The following is a 23,228-nucleotide window of genomic DNA, read 5'->3' on the forward strand; positions in this document are numbered from 1 at the left end:
CGAGGAAGGGATGAGGTGACCTCGGCATGCCCGGGCACAGGACAAAGGGGTTCTGCGCGGCGGCCGCCGCACTCGTGCTGTGCGCGGTGTCGGCCGGCTGCGGGGGATCGGGGGAGTCGGTCGGCGGCGGGAAGGTCGTGCTGCGCTACACGTGGTGGGGCAACCCCGACCGCGCGGCCCGCACCGAGCAGGCCGTCGCCCTGTTCGAGAAACAGCATCCGAACGTGCGGGTGCAGACGTCGTTCTCGGGCTACGACGCCTACAAGCAGAAGCTCGCCATCCAGGCCACGGGCGGCGACGCCCCCGACGTGATGCAGCTCGACTACCGCCAGATCGACCAGTACGCCTCCGGACACGTCCTGCTGGACCTGGGCAAGGTCAAGGACGTCCTGCGCACCGGTGAGATCGACCCCGGTCTGCTCGCGACGGGGCGGGTCGACGGTACGCAGTACGCGATCCCGCAGGGCCGCGGCACCGAGACGGTCGTCTACGACGTCAAGGCCTGGCAGGCCTCCGGAGTGCCGCTCCCGCGGCAGGGCTGGACCTGGAACGACTGGGCGGACGCCGTGCGCGCCCTGGCGAAGAAGACCGGGAAGCCCGGCGCCACCGACCCCGGCCAGAGCGAGGACGCCTTCGAGGTGTGGCTGCGCGGCCAGGACAAGTCCCTCTACACCAAGGCCGGCGGCCTCGGGTTCACCGCCGGCGACCTCGCCCGCTGGTGGACCTTCACCGACAGGCTCCGCCGCGAGGGCGCCGTGTCGCCCGCCGAGCAGACCACCCAGCTCGACGGCTCCGTCGAGAACACCCCGCTCGGCCGCGGCAAGGCCACCGCCGACTTCAACTGGGACGCCCCGTCCAGCGGTTACCGGGCCCTCGTGCCCACCGGGGTCGCGCTCGCACCGATGCCGTCCGGCGAGGACGGCACACCCGGCCAGTACTTCAAACCGTCGATGTTCCTCGGCGTCGGCGCCCACACCGGCCACCCGAAGGAGGCCGCCGCGCTCGTCGACTTCCTCCTGAACGACGACCAGGCGGCGAAGATCCTCGGCGCGACCCGGGGCATCCCCGTCAACGAGACGATCCGCAAGGACACCGCGGCGCAGCTGAAGGACTTCGACAGGACGGTCGCCGACCACCAGGCGTCCCTCGAAGGCACCCTGAAGGACCCGCCGCAGGCCCCGCCCTCGGGTGACAACGCCCTGCAGACCACCTTCCAGCGCGACTACGACCAGGTCTCCTACGAGCGCATGTCGCCCCGCGAGGCGGCCGAGAACTACGTCACCGAGGCGAAGGCGGAGCTGAGGTCATGACCACCACCGACATCCCCGCACCCACCGCACGGCCACCCAGGTCCGCGCCCGCCTCCGAGCGCCGCCCCGCACGCGAACGCGAGGGCGCCGCCTGGGTGTTCCTGTCCCCCTGGGTGCTCGGCGCGAGCGTCCTCACCCTGCTGCCGATGGCCGTGTCGCTGTACCTGTCGTTCACCGACTACGACCTGTTCAACGCGCCGCGCTGGGTGGGCCTGCGCAACTACACCCAGATGTTCACCGAGGACCCGCGGTACTGGCGCTCGGTCCTGACGACCCTGACGTACGTCGTCGTCGCCGTGCCCCTGCAACTCGCGCTCGCGCTGGTCGTCGCGCTCGCCCTGAAGAACATGAAGCGCGGCAAGGGCTTCTACCGGTCCGCGTTCTACGCACCCTCGCTGCTCGGCGCCTCCATGTCCATCGCGCTGGTGTGGCGGGCGGTCTTCAACGACGGCGGCACGGTGGACAACCTGCTCGGAACCGGCGGCTGGGTGAACAAGCCGGGCTGGGCGCTGTTGGCCGTGGCCCTGCTGACGGTGTGGCAGTTCGGCGCGCCCATGGTCATCTTCCTCGCGGGACTCCAGCAGATCCCCGCCGAGCTGTACGAGGCCGCCGCCGTGGACGGGGCCGGGAAATGGCGGCAGTTCGTGTCCGTCACCGTGCCGATGCTGTCCCCGGTGCTCTTCTTCAACCTGGTCCTGCAGACCATCCAGGCCTTCCAGGTGTTCACCCCCGCCTTCGCGGTCAGCGCGGGCAAGGGCGGCCCGGCCGACTCCACCCTCGTCTACACCCTCTACCTCTACGACCGCGGCTTCGTCGCCTCCCACATGGGCTACGCCTCCGCCATGGCCTGGGTGCTGCTGCTCGTGATCGGCGTCGTCACCGCCGTGCTGTTCCGCACCTCCCGCTCCTGGGTCTTCTACGCCTCCGAGGGGGACCGATGACCACCACCACCGCATCGACCGCCGCTCCCCGCAAGCCGGTTCGCCGGGGCCGGATCGCCGTGCACCTCGGCTGCCTGGCCGCGCTGCTCGTCATGCTGTACCCGCTGGCCTGGCTGCTCGCCACCTCGCTCAAGCCCGCCGACGAGGTCATCGCGAGCCTGAACCTGCTTCCCAGCCACCTGGAGTGGTCGAACTACGAGACCGCCTTCGAGGGCGTCAACGACGTCTCCGTCTGGCGGCTGCTCGGCAACTCCCTGCTGATCGCGGGCGGCGCGGTCCTCGGCAACGTCATCAGCTGCTCGCTCGCCGCCTACGCCTTCGCGCGGCTGCGCTTCCGTCTGCGCGGGCCGTTGTTCGCGTTCATGATCGCGACGATCATGCTGCCGCACCACGCGGTGCTGATCCCGCAGTACATCATCTTCAACATGCTCGGCCTGGTGAACACCTACTGGCCGCTGATCCTGCCCAAGTTCCTCGCCACGGAGGCGTTCTTCGTCTTCCTCATCGTGCAGTTCATGCGCGGACTGCCGCGCGAACTGGAGGAGGCGGCCCGCATCGACGGCTGCGGCCCTTTCCGCAGCTTCTTCCAGGTCATCCTGCCGCTCACCCGCCCCGCGCTGATCACCACCGCCATCTTCACGTTCATCTGGACCTGGAACGACTTCTTCACCCAGCTCATCTACCTCTTCGACCCGGACAAGTTCACCCTCACCCTCGCCCTGCGCTCCTTCGTGGACGCCTCCAGCCAGTCGGCCTTCGGCCCGATGTTCGCGATGTCGGTGATCGCGCTGCTGCCGATCGTGCTGTTCTTCCTCGCCTTCCAGCGGTTCCTGGTGGAGGGCATGGCCAGTTCGGGACTGAAGGGGTGAGCGGGATGACCCGGACACGGCAGCGCGAGGCGGGCGAGGTGTTCGGCCCGCGGATGACCCTGTTCGCCGACGTGCTGAGCGTCGGACTCGCCACCGCGGTGTCCTGTCTGCCGCTGCTGACCGCACCGGCCGCGCTGTCGACGGCCTGCGCGGTCCTGCGGGGCGCGACCGAGGACCGTCCCGCCACGGCGGGCCGGTACTTCTCCGTGTTGCGGCGGCGGATGCGCCTCGGCGATCTGACGGCGGGGGCGGTCGCCCTCGCGGGCGCGTTGTTGTTCGCCGCCGACCTGGCACTGGCCGGGGCGGGCCTGCCGGGCGCGCCGCTCTTCGCCGGGCCGGCCGCCGCGATCGGGGCGGCGGCCGGAGTCGTGGTCCTGCGGGCCTGCGCCCGCCCCGAGTCGCTCACCGCCTGGCCGGTCGCCCTGCGCCAGGCCGCCCGCGACGCCGTACAGGACACGGGCGGCAGCGCCCTGGTGCTCCTCGCCGTGGCGACCGCGGCGCTGTGCGCATGGATGCTGGTGCCGCTTGCGTTCCTGGCCCCGGGCCCGCTGGCACTCGCGCTCACCGCGGTCGACGTACGGCGGACGGCACGGAACGCGGTCCTTTCCGCCGACGCGCCTTCGTGACGACGTCGACGCCGATGTCGCCGTAGGCGGGCTGCCCGGCGGGCCGCGGCTCAGGCGTCGGTGACGTTCGCGGTGACCAGCCGGAGGAGCTGCTTGGCCAGGGTGTCCTGCTCGCCGGTGAGTCCCATGGCGTCGCCGATCGCGACGGGGACGGTGCCGGCCCGGTCGCGGAGCCGTGCGCCGGCATCGGTGAGGCGGAGGGCCACGGAGCGCTCGTCGTCGGGGCGGCGTTCGCGGCGCAGCAGGCCGTTCGCCTCCAAGCGCTTGAGCAGGGGGGAGAGGGTGCTGGACTCCAGCTGGAGCGCCGTGCCCAGTTCGCGTACGGAGATCGAGTCCTGTTCCCACAGCACGAGCATGACGAGGTACTGCGGGTAGGTCAGGCCCAGTTCGTCGAGCAGTGGCCGGTAGCGGGCGGTCACCGCCCGGGAGGCGGCGTACAGGGCGAAGCAGAGCTGGTCGTCCAGGAGCAGCGACCCGTCGCTCGGTCCGGCGGCTCGGTCCACGGCATGGCTCCTGGTTCCTGCGCTGGTCATGGGAGACCACCACCCTATCGGTCGAGTCCTCTCGATTCTATCGCCCACAAATTGATCGAGCCCTAGCAAGTCTTACCCTAATTAGTTGTGCACGACTTAATCGAGCGCTACTGTTCTTGTCGTGCCACCGCCCCCGACGAGGACTACCGTCGGGAGTCCGTCCGCGGTACCCGAACCGAGGAGCTCGCCATGACCGACACCGCCCCCGCCGCCCGTCCCGTCCTCGAGCCCGCTGCCCAGTCCTTCGTGGAGGCGACGGCGAACCCGCCGTTCCTCTTCGATCTGCCTCCGGCGGAGGGGCGCAAGGCGGTCGACGAGGTGCAGTCGGGTGAGATCGCCAAGCCCGCGGTCGACGAGGAGTGGGTCACCGTGACCGGTGGCCCCACGGGGAGTGTCCGGGCCCGGATCGTCAGGCCGGCCGGCGCGGAGGGTGCCCTGCCGGTGGTCCTGTACATCCATGGCGCGGGCTGGGTGTTCGGCAACGCGCACACCCATGACCGGCTGGTGCGCGAGCTCGCCGTCGGCGCCGGGGCCGCGGTGGTCTTCCCCGAGTACGACCTCTCGCCCGAGGTCCGTTACCCGGTCGCCATCGAGCAGAACTTCGCGGTCGCCCGGTGGATCGTCGAGGAGGGCGCCTCCAAGGGGCTGGACGCCACGCGTATCGCCGTCGCCGGTGACTCGGTCGGCGGGAACATGGCCGCCGCGCTGACGCTGATGGCCAAGGAGCGCGGTGGGGTGCCGCTGGTGCAGCAGGTGCTGTTCTACCCGGTCACCGACGCCAGTTTCGACACCGGTTCCTACCACCAGTTCGCCACCGGCTACTTCCTGCGCCGTGACGGCATGCAGTGGTTCTGGGACCAGTACACGACCGACGAGGGCGAACGCGCCCAGATCACCGCGTCCCCGCTGCGCGCCACCACCGAGCAGCTGACCGGTCTGCCGCCGGCGCTGGTGATCACGGGCGAGGCCGACGTCCTGCGCGACGAGGGCGAGGCCTACGCCAACAAGCTGCGCGCGGCCGGCGTCCCCGTCACCGCCGTGCGGTTCCAGGGCATCATCCACGACTTCGTGATGCTCAACGCCCTGCGTGAGACCCACGCCGCCGAAGCCGCCATCACGCAGGCGATCGGCACCTTGCGCACGGCGTTCTTGTCGTAAGGGGCCGTCGTGGCCAGACTTGTTGGCGGAAGGTTTCTCTGGTTCGTCCGGTTCGGGGGACAGGATGAAGCGAACAGTGGTGACCGACGCGGTGGGCGCCGAGAGGCCCCGGTTAAGGACGTGGTTCCAGCGTGACGGTGAGCCGCCACGCAAGGACACCGGTACGTATGTGTCGGTGTGGGACTCCGGGCCTTCTCTCGCGGAGGCCGTGGACGCCGTCGGCGGGCTGCCGGAGGAGTCCGTGCTGCGGATCGCCGCGGGACTCGCCGGTGCCCTGGCCGGGCTGCATCGGACCGGGAGCGGGCACGGCGACCTCCAGCTCTCCAACGTGCTGCTCGCCAAGGACGGTGTCCGGCTGACCGGCTCCGCCGGCCACCGGGCGGTCGCCGGCGACGCACCGGCCATGCTGCTGGAGAAGACCGCCGGGCCGCACGAGCCGTCCGGTGACATGGTCGCCCTGGGCAGGCTGCTGGTCGCGGCGTACACCGGCCGACGCGGTACCGCAGCACCCGCCGAGCCGCCGGTCCAGGAGACCGGCCCGCCCGCCGGGCCCGACGTCGGTGTGCTCCCGGCGAGGCTGCGCCAGGTCGTCGCCGGCTGCCTGACCGAGGAGCCGGCCGGGCGCCCGACCCCGGTCCAACTGCTGGAGACCATCGGCCCGCTCACGCCCACAACGCGTCCCTGGCCGCCGGCGGTGGACGAGTTGATCGCCCGTCGGCGCACCGGGGACGCTCAACTCCGTTTCGTTCCGAGCGGGTTGCCGGACCTCCCGGAGCCGGGCGCGAGCTCGGGCATCCGCCCGGCGGACCCGACCGATCTCGTCCCGCGGCCCGTGGCGCCGCCCGTTCCGCCGGTCCCCGTCGAAGCGCCGCCCACGCCCGGGCCCGTGGCGCCCCGGCTCTGGCTCGCCGCCCTCGTGGTCCTCGCCCTCGCCGGCGTGATCGCCGTGGCCCTCGTGGTCCTGGCGCCGGACCGGGACAGTGGCCCTGTCACCCTCGCCACGCCGACGCCGAGCCCTCCGACCCTCGAGGAACCGCTCCCGGAACCGACCTGGAGCGTGGACAGCGAGTCGCCGGAGCAGTCCGCACCGGCACGGGACCAGGTCACGGAGCTGACGGCGCCCAGCGCCGAGGCGCCGACGCCCGCCGAGACGCAGCAGACCAGACAGCCGGGCGCCATCGCCGACTGTGCGGGGGAGCCCCTCGTCGAACCCACCGAGTTGCTGCTCGCCTGCGGGGACGCCGGCGCCGGACTCCACGACCTGACCTGGACGAACTGGGGAGAGGAGACGGCGACCGCCACCGGGTGGGAGTCGGAGAAGGTGTGCGTGCCCAACTGCGCCAACGGCACCGAAGCGCGCTCCCCGGCCACCGTGACCGTCTCCGGGCTGACCGGCGGACGCTACACGTTCATGCAGATCAGCGCCCCGCAATCGCCGAACAGCCCCTTCTCCCGATACACGCTCGACGAGTTCGGACCGACCTGGAGAGGCTGAGAGGGCGGATTCCCTTCGTTCACCGCGTGCTCACACCCCCCACGCGGTGAACGCGGCCCAGTGGACGGGCGACGCGAAGGGACACCCCTCCCGGCCGGTCGCCGGCGGGGCCAATCGCCGGGTCAGGGTCTCCAGATGGGGGTGGGCGGCGGTGTACCGGGCCAGGCCGTCCCAGGTGAGACGGCGCAGCCAGGTCCGGGAGTGGCGCAGTGCGGGTGCGGGGAGCTCGCCCGGCGTGTCGCCGGTGGGGGCGAGCAGCTCGTAGAGGCGGGTCATCAGCAGGGCGGTCGCCATGTCGTTCACCTGCCACAGACTGGTGACCACGCAGGCGGCTCCCGACTGGAGGAACCCGGCCGGGAGTCCCACGAACTCGTCGGGTGTTTCGACGATCTCGTAGTGGCCCGACTGACAGGCGCCGGCCACCGCGACGCGGCAGTGCGGGAGTTGGCGCCGCACCAGCGTGTCCAGGTCCAGGGTGCCGTCGGCGAGTGTCAGTGAGCCGCCCCGGCCGCCGATGGCCGCGCTGCCGTGGCAGCCGAGGTGGAGGTGCGTCGCGTCCGCGAGGTGGTCGAGCAGCCAGTTCACGGTGGCGTCGGGCCCCAGCGCGCGGACCGTCTCGCCCCGCGGTTCGAACAGCGTCCGGATCTCGGCGAGTTCGCTGCGGGCGCCGGGGAGCGAACCGTCGGGGTCGGCGACGGCCACCAGCCGCGGCACCGGCGTCGCCGGCCGCCCGGCCGCGGAACGGGAGGCGGCGTACACGGCGGCCGACGGGGCGAGCAGCAGCGTCCCGATGTCGTCGAGCACCTCGTCCGTCTCCGGGCCGAGCGGCACGGCGTTCAGCGGTGCGTGCCCCAGCAGCCCGGTCGGCACGACGACCGCCTCGTGCCGAGGGTCCTCCGCAAGGAGCCGGGCGACGGGCCGCAGGAGCGGGGCCAGGCCCCGCAGGCGGTCCAGGGCCGCCGGGAGCACACGGCGGCGTTTGAGCGCCCCGACCTGCTGGACCATGAGCAGTCCCAGGCCGGCGTCGTCGTCCGGATCCACGGTCAGGAGGTGGACGATCGAGGTGCTGCTCACCTCGGGGACGGGGACGGCGCGTACGGCGGGCGTGTCGTCCGCGGCTCCTGGCTCGCCGGCGCGGCGGACGACGAGGACATGGCTGCCCCAGGGCGCGTTCACCAGGTAGGCGAGCGCCGTGCCGTCGGCGGCGCGCACGATGTCCGCCAGTTCGGTGGTGCGCAGGAAGCCCTCGAAGCCGGGGATCGCGCGGATCTCCTCGATCACCGTGCGCACTTTCCGTTCCGCCGCCGCCTGCGCGTCAAAGACGGGCACGAAGGCGGCCGACGGACCGCCGGGCGGGGCCGCGGGTGCCTCCGCGTCCAGGGACCGGTAGCGCTCGCGTGCCTGCCGGTAGCGGTGGACCAGGGCGGGGTCCAGTCGCTCCAACGCCGCCAGGTCCACCGCGCCGCGCCCGGCCACCACCGACAGCTCGCAGGCCAGACCGCGTTCGATCGCTTCGACCGCGCGATCCGGGCGGCCCGCGCGGGTCAGCAGGTACGCGGCCCAGCGGGCGACGCGCTTCGCCTGGGCGAGCACGCTCCGCCGCCCGGTGGCGGTGACCTGGGCGTCGTAGAGCGCGTGCACGGCGGTCAGCATGCCGGACGCGACGTCCGCCGCGCCGGTCCAGTCCTGGGCCGTGGCCAGCGCGTCGAGTACTTGCCGGGCGATGGACAGGTGCAGGGACGGGGAGACGAGCGGCGGTGCGGCGGCCAGGGCGGCACGGCGCAGCCGCAGGCTCCCGGCGCCGTCCGGTCCGTCGAGGAGGTCGGCGACCCGGGCCAGCAGCCAGGTGAGGCGAGCGGTGTCGAGGAGACCCGGGTGCGAGGCGTCCAGTTCGAGCGCGGCCTCGACCGCCTCCCTGGCGCCGTGCGGGTCCGGGGAGTCGCCGGACAGCAGCACGTCGGCCAGGTTGCACTGGAGCTGGGACCACAGCACGGGGTCGTCCCCAGGGAGCAGGTGTCGCAGGGCGTCGCGGTAGCAGCGTTCCGCCTCCCGGACGTCGCCCGACTCGGCGCGCCGGTGCAGCAGCAGCCCCAGGTTGAGCAGGGAGTACGACCAGTCCACCCGGCCGCCCTCGGGAGAGCGTTCCCGTAGCCCGGCCCTGATGTGGTCGATGCCGAGGGCGAGGTCGGCGGAGTCGCCGCCCGGACGTTCGGCGAGCAGCAGTCCGTAGTTGGTCTGGATCCGTGCCCAGAACTCGGGGTGCGCGCGGCGGTCGAGGGCGGTGGCGCGGGCGAGCAGATCGCGGGCGGCCTCCCAGCACTCCATCCGGTCGCCGTCCTCACGCAGGTGCTGGGCGGCGGCGAGGTTGTTCGCCACCTCGACCCACTGCAGACCGCCCTCGGGCAGCCGCAGCAACGCCCGCTCCAACACGCGCAGCGCCTCGGACAGTTCGACGTCGAGCCCGGCCTGCACGGCGCGCACGAGGCGCTCGCCGAGCCGGGCGGCGAGTTCCGTCCCCACCGGTTCCTCGCCGAGCTGTTCGGCGAGCGCCAGTGCGTCGCGGGCGAGCGGGATCACCGCCAGGCCCTCATCGGCACGCACCTCGTCGTACATCGCGTACAGCCGGACCCGCAGATCGCCGGCGAAGTCGCCCAGGGACGCGAAGTAGCGCTCCAGCACGGCCTCCGGCGGCATCCGGCCGCCGCACAGGTCGTCCAGGAGACGCTGGCGTATGCGCAGCGTCGGCTCCGGCGGGGTGCCGGCGGCAGCGCGCAGCTCCTTCTGTCCGGCGTCGCGCACCCGGGTGTCGCCGGTGAGTTCCGGGTGCGTGCGGACCAGCTCGGCGAGCCGGTCCGGCAGACTTCCCGTGACCGCGCGCAGCAGCTCGTCGGTCCGCGTCCGGCCCAGGTCCTCGGCAAGGTGCTGGAGGAAGAACCGGTGATTGTCGACCGTCGGCGCCCCGTACGACTCCAGTTCGCGACAGGCCCGCTCGGGATCCGCGAGGTCCCGGTCGAGGTCGCGGGCCAGCACGAACGGCAGCTGCCTGCGCGGCAGCGGGATCACCTGCTCGGCCACGGGGTCCCGGCGGAAGGCCCCGGCGCTCGCGGCCTGCTCCAGCAGGGCGAGGGCAGACGTCGTCGGATCCTCCTGGAGCTCCGTGACGGAGGTCGCGAACAGCGCAGGCGCCGTAGTCCCGGGGCGCAGGACCAGCACCGGCGCCTCGATGTACGTCCGGGTGCCGCAGCCGGGGCAGTCCACCCAGTGCAGGCCGGGGCCGAAGGCGTCGGGATCGCCGGGGCTGTCGAGGATGTCGGCGCGCTCACGGGCGTCGACGATGCGCCAGACCGGAACCCGGCAGGGCCGCTCGCACTCCTCGCAGCGCCAGGCGTAGGGCTCCCTCACCGAAACCGTCACGGCGGGCCCCGCGCTACTTGCCGCTGGTGAAGTGGGAGAGCAGCGCCGCCAGCAGGCGGCCCAGCGCCGCGTCCCGCAGGGCGCGCTTGTGCACGGTCAGACTCCATCTGCCGCGCGGATCCCGCTTCACGACGACCTCCGTCTGGAGGAGCGTGACGACCAGGACACCGACCGGGACGACCACGGGGTCGAAGCGGTCGATCGACGACGACACGTACTCGACGGCTTCACCGACCACCCCTCTCCAATCCTCCAGGGCCGCCACGTACTCCAGCGCCACTCGCGCCAAGTCACCCTCGCTGAGCGGTGGTTGACCCGGAGGCAGGTACTCCGCCGCGGCCGCCGCGTCCACGGCGCCTCTTAACTCCTCGTCCGTCGCGGGCATGTCCCTGGCCGGGGAAAGGAGCCCGCGGTCCTCCAGCAGCACCGTCAGCGCCTGGACGGCCTCCGTGTCGGAGAGTTCACCGATCGCCTTCGTCAGATCATCTCGTTGTGACATGGTCCGATTGTTGCTCTTCGGGGGGCGGTTGTGGGTCTTGTCGGACACATGACATGCGGACGGCGGGCGAGGGCGCCGATCCGGAGGCCACCCGCTCACGGTGTAACGTCGGCGACAGGGCAGCGGGCGGTGGCGGGGACCCGGTGTTCGGGCGCGGGAAGGGAGTCCGTGTGAAGTCACGCCTCGACGGCGCGACGGCCAGGACGGGCCGGCCGCGGGCGACCTCGCGGGCCCAACTGGAACGGGTGGGCTTCGAGCTGTTCGCCCGGCACGGGTTCGACAGCACCACGGTGGACGACATCGCCGCGGCCGCGCACATCAGCCGCCGGACCTTCTTCCGCTACTTCGCCTCGAAGAACGACCTCGTGTGGGGCGACTTCGAGGGCCATCTCCTGCAGTTCAGGGCGTTGTTGGCAGGCGCCGATCCGGACACCCCGATGATGGACGCGCTGTGCGAGGCCGTCGTCCGGTTCAATCGCTTCGACCCCGCCGACGTCCCCTGGCACGCGCAGCGCATGGAGCTCATCCTGCGGGTGCCCACCCTCCAGGCCGACGCGACCCTCCGCTACGCCTCGTGGCGGGCCATCGTCTCCGAATTCGTCGCGCAGCGCACGGGACTGCCCTCCGATGCGCTGGTGCCCCGGCTCACCGGTCATGCCGCCCTCTCCGCCGCCGTGGCGGCGTACGAGCAGTGGCTGTCCGTGCCCGGCTCCGATCTGTCGGACCTGCTGCGCCGCGCCATCAGGCAGCTGGATGCCGGTCTCGGATCGGCGGGCCTGGCCTGCGCGGAGGGCGGGGACGGACCCTCCCCGGCCGAGGGCTGCCGCTCAGCGCGGACCGCGACGCATCGCACGAGCGATGAACTCGCCGACGAGGACGGCGGTCGCGGCCGGACCGCGTAGCGGGGCCACGGGAAGGATCGAGGTGTCCGCGACCCGCAGCCCGGCCAACCCGTGCACGCCGCCGTGGGAGTCGACGGCGGCGTCAGTACTGCCCGACGGACCCATGGGCACCGTGCCGCAGGTGTGCTGGGCCGTGCCGAGTCGGTCCCGGATCCACCCGTCGAGGAGCCGGTCGTCCTCAAGGGTCTCCGGGGCCGGTTCCAGCAGCCCCGCCGACACGTCCGCGAAGGCCGCCGTGGACACCAGCGAGGCCGTCATGCGGACCGCTTCGCGCATGCGGCGTCTGTCCCCGCCCGTGCCCAGATAGCCGTACTCGATGTTCCAGGCAGGCTCGCCGCCGGACGACATCATGGTCGTGCGGCCCCTGGCGGCAGGCGACTGCGGGGAGACGAGGAACGCCAGCGGTGCCCCGGGCACGGTCGTGCGCCCCGTCACCAGGCCGGCCATCGGTATCAGCGACTGCAGGATCTCCAGATCGCCCGGGTGGGCCCCGTCGGACGACGAGCCGTGCAGGAGACCACCGAGCCAGGAGTCCACCGGTTCGGGCAGCGGCCGGCGGGGTGTCCATTCCACGACGACCTGCGGATGGTCGCTGAACCGGGCGCCGACGGCGGGGAGGTCGTGGACGACGGGCAGGTCCAGACGGCGCAGGTCGGCCGCGGGGCCTATGCCCGACCGGTGCAGAATGCGCGGGGTGGCGAGCGCTCCCGCGCAGAGCACGATCTCGTCCGCTTCTAGCACGGTGGCACCTGCGCCGCGTTCGACGACCACACCCCTCGCCCGGCCGCGCCCGACGCTCACCGCACGCACCGGCGAGTCACCCTCCACACGGAGGTTGGGGCGGCCCAGGGCGCCCAGGAGATAGCTGATCCCCGTGTTGATCCGGCGTCCGTCGACGCAGTTCAGAGGAACCGGGCCGAACCCGGGAGCGTCCTGGGCGTTCTTGTCGGGCTCCTCCGGAAAGCCCAGCTCGCGGGCCGCGGCGCGGAACGCGGCGGTCGCCGGATGCCGCAGGTCCGTTCGCCGGACCCGCACCGGTCCGCGGTCGCCGTGCACCGCCCCGGCACCGTGATCCAGGTCGTTCTCCAGGTCGCGCAGCAACGGCAGCATCCGCTCGTAGGACCAGGCGTCGCCGCCCGCCCGCGCCCAGCGGTCGAAGTCGGCACGCCGGGCCCGGATGAAGTAGCCGCCGTTGACCGTCGTGGAACCGCCGAGAACGCGCCCCCGCGTCACCGTGCAGGGCCGCCCCGGCGCCAGGGAGACCAGGTGCCGCTCGACCGCCGGACGGCCGGGCCGGGCGCCGGGGACGAGACGGGCGTCCAGCAGTTCCGCGGCGAATTCCGACTCCCGGCGCGGAACCGGCCCTGCCTCCAGCAGGAGGACGGAACGCCCCGCGTCCTCGCTCAGCCGCGCGGCCAGCGCCGCGCCGCTCGCTCCTGCGCCGACGACCACGACATCCGGGCGGTTCACGGAAGTTGGGCCCCTTCCCTTTTGACACCGTGTGCCATTAGCCTCACGGTACAGGACAACGTCCGTGGGACCAGGGTCAGTTCGGGAAGGGGCCACGATGACGCTCCCGGAGGGATTCGTGGTCACCCTCGACCGTGACACCCGTGTCCTCGACGGCGGCCGTGCGCTGCTCGGCGGTTCCCCGGTGCGGCTCCTGCGCCTGACGGAGCGCGCTCACCCGCTGCTGACCGGGCGCACGGTGGAAGTTCGGGATCCGGCCGGCGCGGTCCTCGCGGACCGGCTCCTGGAATCGGGCCTGGCTCATCCCGTCGTCGACGTCCTGCCGTCTCCCGACGATCCCCGGTACACCTTCGTCGTCCCGGTCCGTGACCGCCCGCGCCCGCTCGACCGGCTCCTGACAAGCATCGGGAGGGACCACCCGGTGATCGTCGTCGACGACGCCTCCCGTCGGCGAGGGCCGGTCGAGGCGGTGGCCGCCCGGCACGGGGCGCGCTTCGTCCCGTTGGACGTCAACCTGGGACCGGCCGGGGCACGCAACGCCGGTCTCCGGCTGGTCACCACGCCGTACGTGGTCTTCGTGGACTCCGACGTCGTGCTGCCGCCGGGCGCGATCCCGACACTCCTGCGGCACTTCACGGACCCCCGTGTCGCCATGGCCGTCCCGCGTATCACGGGACTCCCGCACCCCGCCTCCACCGGCTGGATCGCACGCTACGAAGACGCCCGGTCCTCACTCGACCTGGGCCCGCGCCCCGCCCAGGTACGCCCGGGAACCTCCGTCTCCTGGGCGTCCACCGCCTGCACCGTGGCCCGCACCGACGCCCTGCCCGGCGGCTTCGACGAGCGGATGCGGGTGGGGGAGGACGTCGATCTGGGGTGGCGGGTCGTGAAGAACGGCCGGCGAATCCGTTACGAGCCCTCGGTCCACGCCGCTCATGAGCATCGCGTGCGCTTCGACGACTGGTTCGTGCGCAAGGCCGTCTACGGGACCGGGGCACATCCACTGGCCGAACGGCACCCCGAGTTCATCGCCCCGGCCGTCCTCGCGCCGTGGGGTGCCGCGTTCGTCCTCGCCCTCCTGGCCCAGCGCCGCTGGTCGGTGCCGGTGGCGGGCGCGGTGTGCGCGGTGACCGCGGCGCGGATCACCCGGAAGCTCCGGGGCACGGAACACCCCGCGCGCCTGGCGTCCTCCCTCACGGCCATGGGCGCGATCGGCGCGCTGAGCCAGACCTCCGCCCTGCTGACCAGGCACTGGTGGCCCGTCACCGCGGTGGGCTGCGCGGTGTCCCGGCGGGTACGCCGGGCCGCGGCACTGGCCGCAGTCACCGACGTCGCGCTGGAGTACTGGCGCGCTCGCCCCGACATCGATCCGGTCCGCTACGGCGTCGCCCGCCGCCTCGACGACCTCGCCTACGGCTCCGGCGTGTGGTGGTCGGCCGTCAGGGGCCGCTCCACCGTGTCGTTGAGGCCCCGCGTGACGCACGCCCGAACGGAGCCCGGCTCAGCCGGAGTTCGAACCTGAGGGACGACGGCCGGCCCGTTCGTGGATCACGCGTGGTCAGGCCGTGCCAGTGCCTGCCGCCCGGCCCGACACCAGGGCGGCCAGTTGCTGGGCCGCCCCGCTGAGCAGAGCCCTGCCCTCCTCGGCGCTCGCGCCGGCCGGGTCCCCGAGCACCCCGTTGGCGGTGGCCGCCTTGAGCCCTTGGCCTCGCAGCAGCGGCAGCAGCTCCCCGACGGGCGTGGTGTTGCCGGCCTCGGCCCGTTCCAGGAGCACCCGGTGGGGCGCGAGCGCCAGCATGACGGAGGTCTCGGTGCGACCGGCGTGCGCGTCCCCGCCCCAGCGGGGGGACCAGGCCAGGACATGCCGGCCTTCCTCACGCAAGCGCCGTACGGCCCGGGAGACCGGCTCGGCGTTTCCGCCATGGGCCGAGACCAGCACGGTCCGGGGAAAGGTCGCGCAGGCGGAACGCACCAGCTCTAAGAGGAGCAGCTCCACGGCCTCCTGCCCGATGGACAGGGTGCCGGCGAACTCCTGGTGCTCGCCGCTGGACCCGAAGGCCACCGGCGGGGCGACCACGACACCGGGCACCTCCTGTGCCAGCCGTTCGGCCAGGGCCACGGCGATGTCGGTGTCGGTGGACAGCGGAAGGTGCGGCCCGTGCTGTTCGGTGGCGCCGACGGGAACGGCCAGGACCGGCCCGTCGCGCTCACGGCGGGCCAACTCCGGCCAGGTGAGGGAGGCCAGCTCGGTCATCCTGGGTTCCCTCTCAGGACGACGGACGGGACGAGGCGTCGGATCCGGCTCCCAGGGTTCGGGTGAAGTACGGCGGGACCACCACGTCGTCGGGCGTCAGCTCCTGGACACAGGAGCGTCCCAGCCCGAGGAGGGCGGAGTCGATGCCGCCGCGGAGGATGTCCAGGACGTTCTCCACGCCTGCCTGACCGCCCGCGGCCAGGCCCCACAGGTAGGCGCGGCCGATCAGGACCGCTCTCGCACCCAGCGCGAGGGCCTTGACGACGTCGCTGCCGCGCCGGACGCCTCCGTCGAGGAGCACCTCGATCTGGTCGCCCACGGCCTCGGCGACGGCGGGGAGGGCGCGGATCGGCGCCGGTGTGGAGTCCAGGTTGTTGCCGCCGTGGTTGGACACGGAGAGCGCGGTGGCGCCGACGTCCACGGCCCGCTTGGCGTCGTCCACCCGGCAGATGCCCTTGAGGAGGAAGGGCCCCTCCCACTGGCCGCGCAGCCACGCGATGTCCTCCCACGACGGCGGCGGGGTGCTCATCCACTCCCCGTAGGCGCCGAAGAACGTCGGCGGTCGCCGGCCGCGTTCGACGACGTTGGGAACCGTCAGGTCGGGCAGGCGGCGCGTCCTGGCGAAGTCGAGCAGCCAGCGCGGCCGGGTCAGGCCCTCGGGCGCGAACCGGGCCAGCGCCTTGAGGTCCAGCCGTTCGGGGATGACGGGGCTGCCCCAGTCCCGGCCGTGGGAGAAGGACCAGTCGAGGGTGACGATCAGACCCTTGGCGCCCGCAACCCGCGCCCGCTCCATGTGCCGCACCATGGAGTCCTTGCCGCCCATCCAGTACATCTGGAAGAACGTCCGAGGATTGGCCGCGACGACCTCCTCGACGGGCTTGCTCGCGAAGGAGCTGAGCCCCATCGCCGTGCCGCGGGCGGCCGCCGCGCGGGCGACGGCGACCTCGCCGTCGGGGTGCACGGCCTGCACCCCGGTCGGGGAGACGACGACCGGCAGGGAGATCTCCTCGCCCATCACCGTCGTGGACAGGTCCCGCTTGGCCGACAGGCCGGCGACATGGGGCGCGAACCCGAGCTGTCCGAAGGCCTCGGTGTTGTCGCGGTAGGACACGCCGTTTTCGGACCCGGCGAGCAGCGCGGAGTAGACGGACTTCGGCAGGCGCTTCTTCGCCCGCCGCTGGGCCTCGGCCACCGTCTCGAACCAACCGCCGTCACCCATGGCGGGCCTCCTTCGCGGCCAGCCCCGCGAGGGGACTCTCGTCGCACATCCGGTCCGGGCGCCGCAGGCCCGGCATGCCGAGCCGCACCGGCGCCCGGTGTACCGGGCCGGTGTGCGAGTGGTCGCCGGTCGGGCGCGGCACCGCGGTCCGGTCGACCGAGTTCAGCGCGCTCCGCCCGTGTCCCTTGACGCACTCGGGGTCCGGGCCGTCCAACGGCAGGCCGGTGAAGAACTTCGCGGCCATGCAGCCGCCCCGGCAGGCGTCGTAGGCCGAGCACTGGGTGCACGCTCCGCCGCTCTGCGGCTTCCGCAGGTCGAGGAAGAGGGGCGACTCACGCCACACGCCCGTGAAGCCGCCGCCCTCGCGCACATTGCCCGCGAGGAACGCGTCGTGGATGGCGAAGGGACAGGCGTAGACGTCACCGACCGGGTCGATCAGGCACACCACCCGTCCCGCACCGCACAGGTTCAGGCCGGGAAGCGGGTCGCCGTAGGCGGACAGATGGAAGAACGAGTCGCCCGTGAGGACCTTCTCACCGTGGTCGACCAGCCAGTGGTACAGCTCCCTCTGCTGTTCGGCGGTCGGATGCAGCTCGTGCCAGACGTCCGCGCCCCGGCCCGAGGGACGCAGCCGCGTGAGCCGCAGTTGGGCGTCGTAGCGGTCGGCGAGCGCCTGAAAGGCGTCCAGTTGAGGGATGTTGTGCCGGGTCGCGACCACGGAGATCTTGAAACCCCGCAGGCCGGCGGCGGCGAGGTTCTCCATCGCCCGCACCGCCGTTGCGTACGAACCGGCGCCGCGGACCGCGTCGTTCACCTCGGCGGTCGCGCCGTCCAGGGAGATCTGCACGTCGACGTAGTCGTCGGCGGCCAGGCGCTCCGCCACCGCGGGGGTGATCCTGACGCCGTTGGTGGAGAACTTCACGCCCACGTGGTGAGCGGTCGCGTAGTCGACCAGTTCGAAGAAGTCGGAGCGGACCGTCGGCTCGCCGCCGCCGATGTTCACGTAGAAGACCTGCATGCGCTCGAGTTCGTCGATCACCGCCTTGCACTCCTCGGTGCTCAACTCGCGCGGGTCACGCCGCCCCGAGCTGGACAGGCAGTGGACGCACGCCAGGTTGCAGGCGTAGGTGAGCTCCCAGGTCAGGCAGATCGGGGCGTCCAGCCCGTGCTGGAAGTGGTCCACCAGGCGGTTGGCGGGCACGGCGGCGCGCCCCGCCTTTGGAGGTGCGACCGTCATCGTGCCTCCTCGGCCCGAGGCTCCTCGCCGCGCGGCAGCGGCCGGGCGGTGATCATGCGGGAAGCGGCCAGCGCGGCCAACGCCCCGCCGAACCGGGCGAGTTCGGCGGGCTGTACGCCGGCCGCCCGGCAGGCGGCCCCGGCGCTGGGCTGGTCTGCCAGCGACTGTACGGCGGCGAGCAGCCGGGGGTCCTTCAGGAACGACAGCCGTCGGGTGCCGAAGTGGTAGAGCAGGGCTCCGAACCGCTCCGGGCGCACGGCCACCTGCGGGTGCAGATCCCAGGCGGCGTCGAGGTCGAAACCGGCCTCGGTCGCACGGGGCGCCGTGACGGTGGCCGGGTCAGTAGACGCCGCACATGCCATCGATGGACACCTCCTCGACCAGCAGGTCCTGCTCGACGAGGACCTGGTCGGCGAGCGGTTCCTCCGTCCCGGCGGCGGGCGGGGCGGAGGCGGGGACGCGAACCTGCGGGGACTCGGCCATCGGGACTCCCTCGTTGCAGAGTATTGGCACTCGGTGACGAAAACTCTGGGAGCCACGATAATGGCACTCGGTGTCGTAAAGAAGGTGCGTGCACGAAATGCCGTGCGCCCGACGCGACTTCGGATGAGGCGTGAGCAACTCGCGGGCGTCGAGCGACTCCTGGGTGGCGGGGGCGTCCGCATGGCCGGCGCGGCTCGCCGGTTCCCCGGCCAGGACGTAGGCGCCGAGGAGAGAGACGGTTGCCGGGCCCTCACTCGTCCCCGAGGTAGTCCCGCAGCACGTGCGAGCGCGAGGGGTGGCGCAGCTTGCTCATCGTCTTGCCCTCGATCTGGCGAATGCGTTCGCGGGTCACGCCGTAGACCTGGCCGATCTCCTCCAACGTCCGCGGCCGGCCGCCGAAGAGGCCGTACCGCAGGGAGATGATGCCGGCCTCGCGCGGGGTCAGGTCGGCCAGGACGCTCCGCAGGGTGCCCTGGAGGAGATCGAAGGTGACCATCTCCCAGGGGGAAGGCGAGTCGCTGTCCATGATGAGGTCGCCGAACTCGGTGTTGCCGTCCTCGGAGAGGGTGGTGTCGAGCGATACGGGTTCCTTGGTGTAGGCGCTGAGCTCGGCCAGCCGTTCCACCGGGATCCCCGCCTTCTCGGCGAGTTCCTGCGGCGTCGGCTCGGCCCCGGTGTCGAGGATCAGCTCGCGGCGGACCCGCGCCACCCGGTTGATGAGCTCCACGGTGTGGACCGGTATGCGGATGGTGCGGCTCTGGTCGGCCAGGGCCCGGGTGATCGCCTGTTTGATCCACCAGGTCGCGTACGTGGAGAACTTGAAGCCCTTGGTGTAGTCGAACTTCTCCACGGCCCGCATCAGCCCGGTGTTCCCCTCCTGGATGAGGTCCAGGAACTGCAGTCCGCGCCCGGTGTAGCGCTTGGCGACGGAGACCACCAGGCGGAGGTTGGCCTCGGTGAGGTGGTTCTTCGCGCGGTGGCCGTCCTCGGCGAGAAGGGCCAGTTCCCGGCGGAAGTGCGGGTCCGGGCCCGTTTCTCCGGCGAGCAGGTGTTCGGCGTACACACCGGCTTCGATGCGCTTGCCCAGCTCCACCTCCTGCTCGGCCGTCAGCAGCCGGACCTTGGCGATGAGCCGCAGGTAGTCCTTCACCTGGTCGACGGTGCCGCCTCCGGAGGAGAGCCGGGGAGCGGGCGCGTCGGCCTCGTCGTCCTCCACGAGCGGAAGCTCTTCGGCGTCCTCCGCCTCCCGTACGTCCGTGACACTCATGCCGGCTCCAACAGGGAGTTCAGGAATCGTCCGGGGTGCGACCGGGGCTCGGCCGCGCCCCGTTCCGGCGGGCCTTCGGCGACGACCCGGGCGCCCCGGTGGCCGCCCTCCTGCCCCCTGTGGAGCAGCAGCCGCTCGATGTCGGCGGCGTGGAGACCGGTGGGGGGCTCGTCGAGCGCGTAGAGGGTGCGTCCACGGGTGCGGCACTGGAGTTCGGCGGCGAGCTTGACGCGCTGTGCCTCGCCGCCGGACGGGGCGGGGGCGGGCCGGCCGAAACTCACACAGCCGAGCCCGGCGTCGTCCGGGGACAGCCCCTCGACGGCATCGACATCGGGCTTGTCGAGCTGCCCGCGAAACTGCCCCGCATATGCCGACAGGGATTCCGCATAACGCCGTCGGCCCTCGGCGAAAATGGTGTCGAAAGCCAGACTTGACTTTCCGGATCCGGGTACACCCGTGAATACGATCAGTGCGTCCCCGGGAAGTTCGACGGACACGTCACGAAGATTGTGCTGACGGGCACCCTTGACGACGAGCCGATTTCTCACTTCTTGAACCTCAGGTGTAGAGAGCTGGCCGATGCCCACCGTAACACCGCGACATCACAGGAAACGGCCGCTGTCCGACGCCGCCCGGGTGTGGGGAATATCGCCCTTGACAGAAAAGTCGGCCGTGTGGGCGCAGGAAATCCGCGCCGGCCACAGCCGCCCGTAAAAGATGCGTCAAAGCCGTGGGCGCCGCCGTCAGGGGCGTGTCGACGAACGATCGATCCGGTCCGGTCCGGGGTTTCCTCGAACCGTCCACATCTGTTTCGAACCTCTCCAAGGACTTCACGACGGCCGATCCGGCCTTCGTCGTCACCACGGCCGCCGTCTTCGCGCTGGTGGCCCTCGGGGCCAAGGGGGTGACGAAGCTGTGACCGCCCAGAACCCTGTCGGCCCGGTCGTGGCCGTCGCCCTGCTGGGCCATCTCGTGCTCGCCCTGATCTTCCCCGAGAGTTTCTGAGACAACAGATGGGTCCCGTGCTCGCCGGCGTGCTCCAGCTGCTCGCGCTCATAGCGGCCCTGGCGCTCGCCCACGTCCCCCCTGGGCACCTACATGGGGTCTACTCCTCCGACCGGCACCAGCGGGCGGAGGGGCGGATCCACCGCGGCATCGGTGCCGACCCGGACGCCGAGATGGGCCGGCCGGCGTATCTGCGCGGTGTCATGGCCTTCTCGGCGCCTCTCGGTCTTCTTCCGGCACGGGCCACCGCTTCGAGAAATGACGGGCAGGTCTCCCCGGGCAGGCCAGCCTCCCCGGCAGGGCAGCGCTCCCGGCCCCGCGCGCCTTGCCTGCGCCGTGCACCTGGCGCACGCTTGTCGTATGGGTGCGCGGGACGGCCCCACGCTCATCACCTCCGTGCAGCGGGCCTTCCGGCTGCTGGAGGCGGCGAGCGCGCACGAGAACGGCGCGCCGGCGAAACAGCTGGCACGCGAGACCGGGCTGCCCCTGGCCACCGCCTACCACCTGCTGCGAACCCTGGTCCACGACGGCTACCTGCGGAAACTGCCGGACGGCGGGTTCGTCATGGGCGACAGGATGCAGACCCTGCACACCGCGGGCCGGGGGCAGGCGCTGCTCAGCCGGGTCCGCCCCACGCTCGCCGCCCTCCGCGACGAGCTCGCGGCCGCCGCCTACCTCACCTTCTACGAGGAGGGCGAGATCCGGGTCGCCGAGATCGTCGACGGCCCCCGGGCACCCCGCGTCGACCTGTGGGTCGGGTTCGAGGACGCGGGGCATGCCACCGCCCTCGGCAAGTCCGTCCTGCGGGAACTGGACGACGACGCCCGCAACGACTACCTATCCCGGCACCACCTCGCCGACCTCACGCCGAGGACCATCACCAGCGCCCCCGAACTGCTGCGGCGACTGGACACCTCGCCCGTGGCGCCGGCCGTCACGGACCTGGAGGAGTACACCCTGGGCACGGTCTGTGTGGCCGTGCCCGTCTACAGCGGCGACACCCTCGGCTCCCTCGGCGTGTCCCTGCCGGCGGACCGGCTGCCCAGACTCGAGGAGATCCTGGCCCGCCTGATCCCGACCGCCGACCGCGTGACCAGGGGTCTTTCCCTCACCACCTGATCGTTCACCGGAGGTCCTGGAGAATGCCTTGGCCTTCAGGCCGGGGTGGGGGCCTCCCGCTTGCGGGGGAGAATCCGGATTCCTGCGGAGCGGGGCAGGAGAAGCCGGATCGCCGCCGGGGGAGGCTACTTTGGCGTCATGACGACGCCAGCGGAAGCCGACGTTGCCGGGCATGCCCGGTACACGTACCGGGTGCGTGTGTCGTCGACTGCCCGCGTGCGGCTGCTGGGCGAGTGGGACCGGTGTCGGTGGGTGTGGAACGAGTGCGTGGCAAAGTCGAAGGCTGTGTACGCGTACAACAAGGCGCACCTCAAGGACGTGCGGACGTGCGGCCCGGCGCAGCTGGACCGGATGCTGACGGAGGCGCGTGAGCGCACGCCGTGGCTGCGTGAAGGAAGTTCGGTCCCGCAGCAGCAGACCATCCGGGACTTCGGCCGCTCCCGTGCGAAGGCACAGAAAGACGTCAAGCTGCGGCTGCCTCTGCGGCAGCGGGCTGGGATGCCCAAGTGGAAGAAGAAGCGCGAGGCGGACCCGACGCTGAACTACACGCGGCGCGGGTTCCGCCTGAAGGACGGGCGATTGCATTTGGCGGGCGGAATCGTGCTGGCCGTGGTGTGGTCCCGTGATCTTCCGGCTGACCCGTCGAGTGTGCGTGTGTATCAGGACGGCGTCGGACACTGGTACGCGTCGTTCGTCGTCCCGGCTCAGGTACGGCCCCTGCCGTTGACGGGCCGGGTGATCGGTGTCGACTGGGGCGTGCGAGAGACCGCGACCACCACCTCAGACGCGCACGACCTTCCGCACGCCCAGCACGGGAAGAAGGCTGGGCAGAAGCTGACCCGGTACGACCGGATGATGGCCCGTCGCAAACCCAGGAAGGGGCAGGCCGCCTCGAAGGGCTACCGTGAGGCGAAGCACCTGCGGGCGAAGGCGTATAGGAAGGTGGTCCGGCAGCGGCAGGACACCGGACGCAAGTGGGCCAAACGCGTGGTGACCGACCACGACGCGGTGGCCGTGGAGGACTTCCGCCCGAAGTTCCTCGCCAGGACGCCGATGGCCCGTAAGGCCGCCGACGCCGCGATCGGCGCCACAAAGCGGGCCCTGACCGAGATGGGCCGCACGCACGCGCGGGACGTGCGCCTGGTGCACCCCGCGCACACCACCATGGACTGCGGACGCTGCGGAGTGAGAACCAAGCACGCACTGCCACTGTCCGAACGCACCTACACCTGCACCGCGTGCGGCGTCGTCTCTCCCCGGGACAAGAACTCCGCCCGTGTGATGCTCGTCCGGGCAGGTCTGAACCCGGCTGGTGTCGAGGGCGTAAGACCTCCCGGACCGCCGGTCTGGAAGGCTGCCTGAGCCAGGAATCCCCCTCTCGTTTACGAGGGGGAGCATTCAATATCTGAAAATCTGCTCCTTGCGAG

Annotated in this window: 22 protein-coding genes and 2 pseudogenes; 13 read left to right on the top strand and 11 right to left on the bottom strand. The window is 72.0% G+C overall.

What is annotated here, in order from left to right; translation table 11 throughout:
* Positions 1-26: 26 nt before the first annotated feature.
* The 4 genes from OG289_RS46625 to OG289_RS46640 are packed head-to-tail and all read left to right on the top strand — an operon-like array spanning position 27 to position 3,746.
* The gene (locus tag OG289_RS46625; RefSeq protein WP_327320078.1) at positions 27-1,310 is read left to right on the top strand and encodes an ABC transporter substrate-binding protein; all 1,284 of its coding nucleotides are present in this window, start codon (positions 27-29) and stop codon (positions 1,308-1,310) included.
* The gene (locus OG289_RS46630; RefSeq protein ID WP_327320079.1) at positions 1,307-2,251 is read left to right on the top strand and encodes a carbohydrate ABC transporter permease; all 945 of its coding nucleotides are present in this window, start codon (positions 1,307-1,309) and stop codon (positions 2,249-2,251) included. The genes OG289_RS46625 and OG289_RS46630 overlap by 4 nt, the downstream gene beginning before the upstream one ends.
* Positions 2,248-3,120: a carbohydrate ABC transporter permease gene (locus OG289_RS46635; protein WP_327320080.1), complete on the top strand. Its 873-nt coding sequence runs from the start codon at positions 2,248-2,250 to the stop codon at positions 3,118-3,120. Before OG289_RS46630 ends, OG289_RS46635 begins: the two co-directional genes overlap by 4 nt.
* A gap of 5 nt (positions 3,121-3,125) precedes the next feature.
* Positions 3,126-3,746 (top strand): hypothetical protein, encoded by a 621-nt coding sequence (locus OG289_RS46640; protein ID WP_327320081.1) that lies wholly within the window; start codon positions 3,126-3,128, stop codon positions 3,744-3,746.
* A 50-nt stretch (positions 3,747-3,796) separates the two neighbouring features.
* Here the strand turns inward: OG289_RS46640 and OG289_RS46645 are convergent, their stop codons facing one another.
* The gene (locus OG289_RS46645; protein WP_327320082.1) at positions 3,797-4,279 is read right to left on the bottom strand and encodes a MarR family winged helix-turn-helix transcriptional regulator; all 483 of its coding nucleotides are present in this window, start codon (positions 4,277-4,279) and stop codon (positions 3,797-3,799) included.
* A gap of 189 nt (positions 4,280-4,468) precedes the next feature.
* Between OG289_RS46645 and OG289_RS46650 the strand changes: the two genes are divergently transcribed.
* Positions 4,469-5,437: an alpha/beta hydrolase gene (locus OG289_RS46650; RefSeq protein WP_327320083.1), complete on the top strand. Its 969-nt coding sequence runs from the start codon at positions 4,469-4,471 to the stop codon at positions 5,435-5,437.
* Between the two features lie 64 nt (positions 5,438-5,501).
* A complete protein-coding gene (locus OG289_RS46655) occupies positions 5,502-6,932 on the top strand; it encodes a hypothetical protein (protein WP_327320084.1) in 1,431 nt (476 codons plus the stop codon).
* Positions 6,933-6,962: 30 nt separating this feature from the next.
* On the opposite strand, the gene OG289_RS46660 is transcribed toward OG289_RS46655, so the two are convergent.
* Positions 6,963-10,346: a CHAT domain-containing protein gene (locus tag OG289_RS46660; RefSeq protein WP_327320085.1), complete on the bottom strand. Its 3,384-nt coding sequence runs from the start codon at positions 10,344-10,346 to the stop codon at positions 6,963-6,965.
* Between the two features lie 13 nt (positions 10,347-10,359).
* On the bottom strand, positions 10,360-10,845 hold the full coding sequence (locus OG289_RS46665; protein ID WP_327320086.1) for a hypothetical protein: 486 nt from the start codon (positions 10,843-10,845) through the stop codon (positions 10,360-10,362).
* A gap of 170 nt (positions 10,846-11,015) precedes the next feature.
* Here OG289_RS46665 and mftR point away from each other — a divergent pair, with 170 nt between their 5' ends.
* Positions 11,016-11,747 (top strand): mycofactocin system transcriptional regulator, encoded by a 732-nt coding sequence (gene mftR, locus OG289_RS46670; protein WP_327320087.1) that lies wholly within the window; start codon positions 11,016-11,018, stop codon positions 11,745-11,747.
* Here mftR and mftG read toward each other — a convergent pair.
* Positions 11,673-13,217, bottom strand: a complete 1,545-nt coding sequence (gene mftG, locus OG289_RS46675) for a mycofactocin dehydrogenase MftG (protein WP_327320088.1) — start codon at positions 13,215-13,217, stop codon at positions 11,673-11,675. The genes mftR and mftG overlap by 75 nt on opposite strands.
* 97 nt (positions 13,218-13,314) lie before the next feature.
* On the opposite strand from mftG, the gene mftF reads away from it, so the two are divergent.
* Positions 13,315-14,739 carry a mycofactocin biosynthesis glycosyltransferase MftF gene (gene mftF / locus OG289_RS46680; protein ID WP_327320089.1) on the top strand — a complete coding sequence of 475 codons (1,425 nt, stop codon included), beginning with the start codon at positions 13,315-13,317 and terminating at the stop codon, positions 14,737-14,739.
* A gap of 36 nt (positions 14,740-14,775) precedes the next feature.
* Here the strand turns inward: mftF and mftE are convergent, their stop codons facing one another.
* From mftE to OG289_RS46715, 7 genes and pseudogenes are all read right to left on the bottom strand, one after another.
* Positions 14,776-15,471, bottom strand: a complete 696-nt coding sequence (gene mftE, locus OG289_RS46685; RefSeq protein WP_327320090.1) for a mycofactocin biosynthesis peptidyl-dipeptidase MftE — start codon at positions 15,469-15,471, stop codon at positions 14,776-14,778.
* 13 nt (positions 15,472-15,484) lie between these two features.
* Entirely contained in the window at positions 15,485-16,690 is a 1,206-nt protein-coding gene (gene mftD / locus OG289_RS46690) for a pre-mycofactocin synthase MftD (RefSeq protein ID WP_327320091.1), read from the bottom strand.
* A complete protein-coding gene (gene mftC / locus OG289_RS46695; protein WP_327320092.1) occupies positions 16,683-17,927 on the bottom strand; it encodes a mycofactocin radical SAM maturase in 1,245 nt (414 codons plus the stop codon). Before mftC ends, mftD begins: the two co-directional genes overlap by 8 nt.
* Positions 17,924-18,289 carry a mycofactocin biosynthesis chaperone MftB gene (gene mftB, locus OG289_RS46700; protein ID WP_327320093.1) on the bottom strand — a complete coding sequence of 122 codons (366 nt, stop codon included), beginning with the start codon at positions 18,287-18,289 and terminating at the stop codon, positions 17,924-17,926. Before mftB ends, mftC begins: the two co-directional genes overlap by 4 nt.
* Complete coding sequence (gene mftA, locus OG289_RS46705; RefSeq protein ID WP_327320094.1) at positions 18,267-18,410, bottom strand: mycofactocin precursor MftA; 144 nt, start codon at positions 18,408-18,410, stop codon at positions 18,267-18,269. Before mftA ends, mftB begins: the two co-directional genes overlap by 23 nt.
* Before the next feature lie 250 nt (positions 18,411-18,660).
* Positions 18,661-19,677 (bottom strand): RNA polymerase sigma factor, encoded by a 1,017-nt coding sequence (locus OG289_RS46710; protein WP_442819045.1) that lies wholly within the window; start codon positions 19,675-19,677, stop codon positions 18,661-18,663.
* A 302-nt stretch (positions 19,678-19,979) separates the two neighbouring features.
* Positions 19,980-20,225 (bottom strand): annotated as a pseudogene (locus OG289_RS46715) (hypothetical protein); the annotation flags it as partial.
* Positions 20,226-20,428: 203 nt separating this feature from the next.
* Between OG289_RS46715 and OG289_RS46720 the strand changes: the two are divergent.
* The 5 genes and pseudogenes from OG289_RS46720 to OG289_RS46740 all read left to right on the top strand — a co-directional run bounded on the left by OG289_RS46720 (position 20,429) and on the right by OG289_RS46740 (position 23,163).
* Positions 20,429-20,596, top strand: coding sequence for a hypothetical protein (locus tag OG289_RS46720; protein WP_327320095.1), 168 nt, complete (start codon positions 20,429-20,431; stop codon positions 20,594-20,596).
* Entirely contained in the window at positions 20,593-20,682 is a 90-nt protein-coding gene (locus OG289_RS46725) for a potassium-transporting ATPase subunit F (protein ID WP_327320096.1), read from the top strand. The genes OG289_RS46720 and OG289_RS46725 overlap by 4 nt, the downstream gene beginning before the upstream one ends.
* An 8-nt stretch (positions 20,683-20,690) precedes the next feature.
* A pseudogene (locus tag OG289_RS46730) lies at positions 20,691-20,900 on the top strand (potassium-transporting ATPase subunit KdpA); the annotation flags it as partial.
* Positions 20,901-21,042: 142 nt separating this feature from the next.
* Entirely contained in the window at positions 21,043-21,801 is a 759-nt protein-coding gene (locus tag OG289_RS46735; protein ID WP_327320097.1) for an IclR family transcriptional regulator, read from the top strand.
* A 138-nt stretch (positions 21,802-21,939) separates the two neighbouring features.
* Positions 21,940-23,163: an RNA-guided endonuclease InsQ/TnpB family protein gene (locus tag OG289_RS46740; RefSeq protein ID WP_327320098.1), complete on the top strand. Its 1,224-nt coding sequence runs from the start codon at positions 21,940-21,942 to the stop codon at positions 23,161-23,163.
* Positions 23,164-23,228 lie beyond the last annotated feature (65 nt).

The organism is Streptomyces sp. NBC_01235, from assembly GCF_035989285.1.
Taxonomy (GTDB): domain Bacteria; phylum Actinomycetota; class Actinomycetes; order Streptomycetales; family Streptomycetaceae; genus Streptomyces.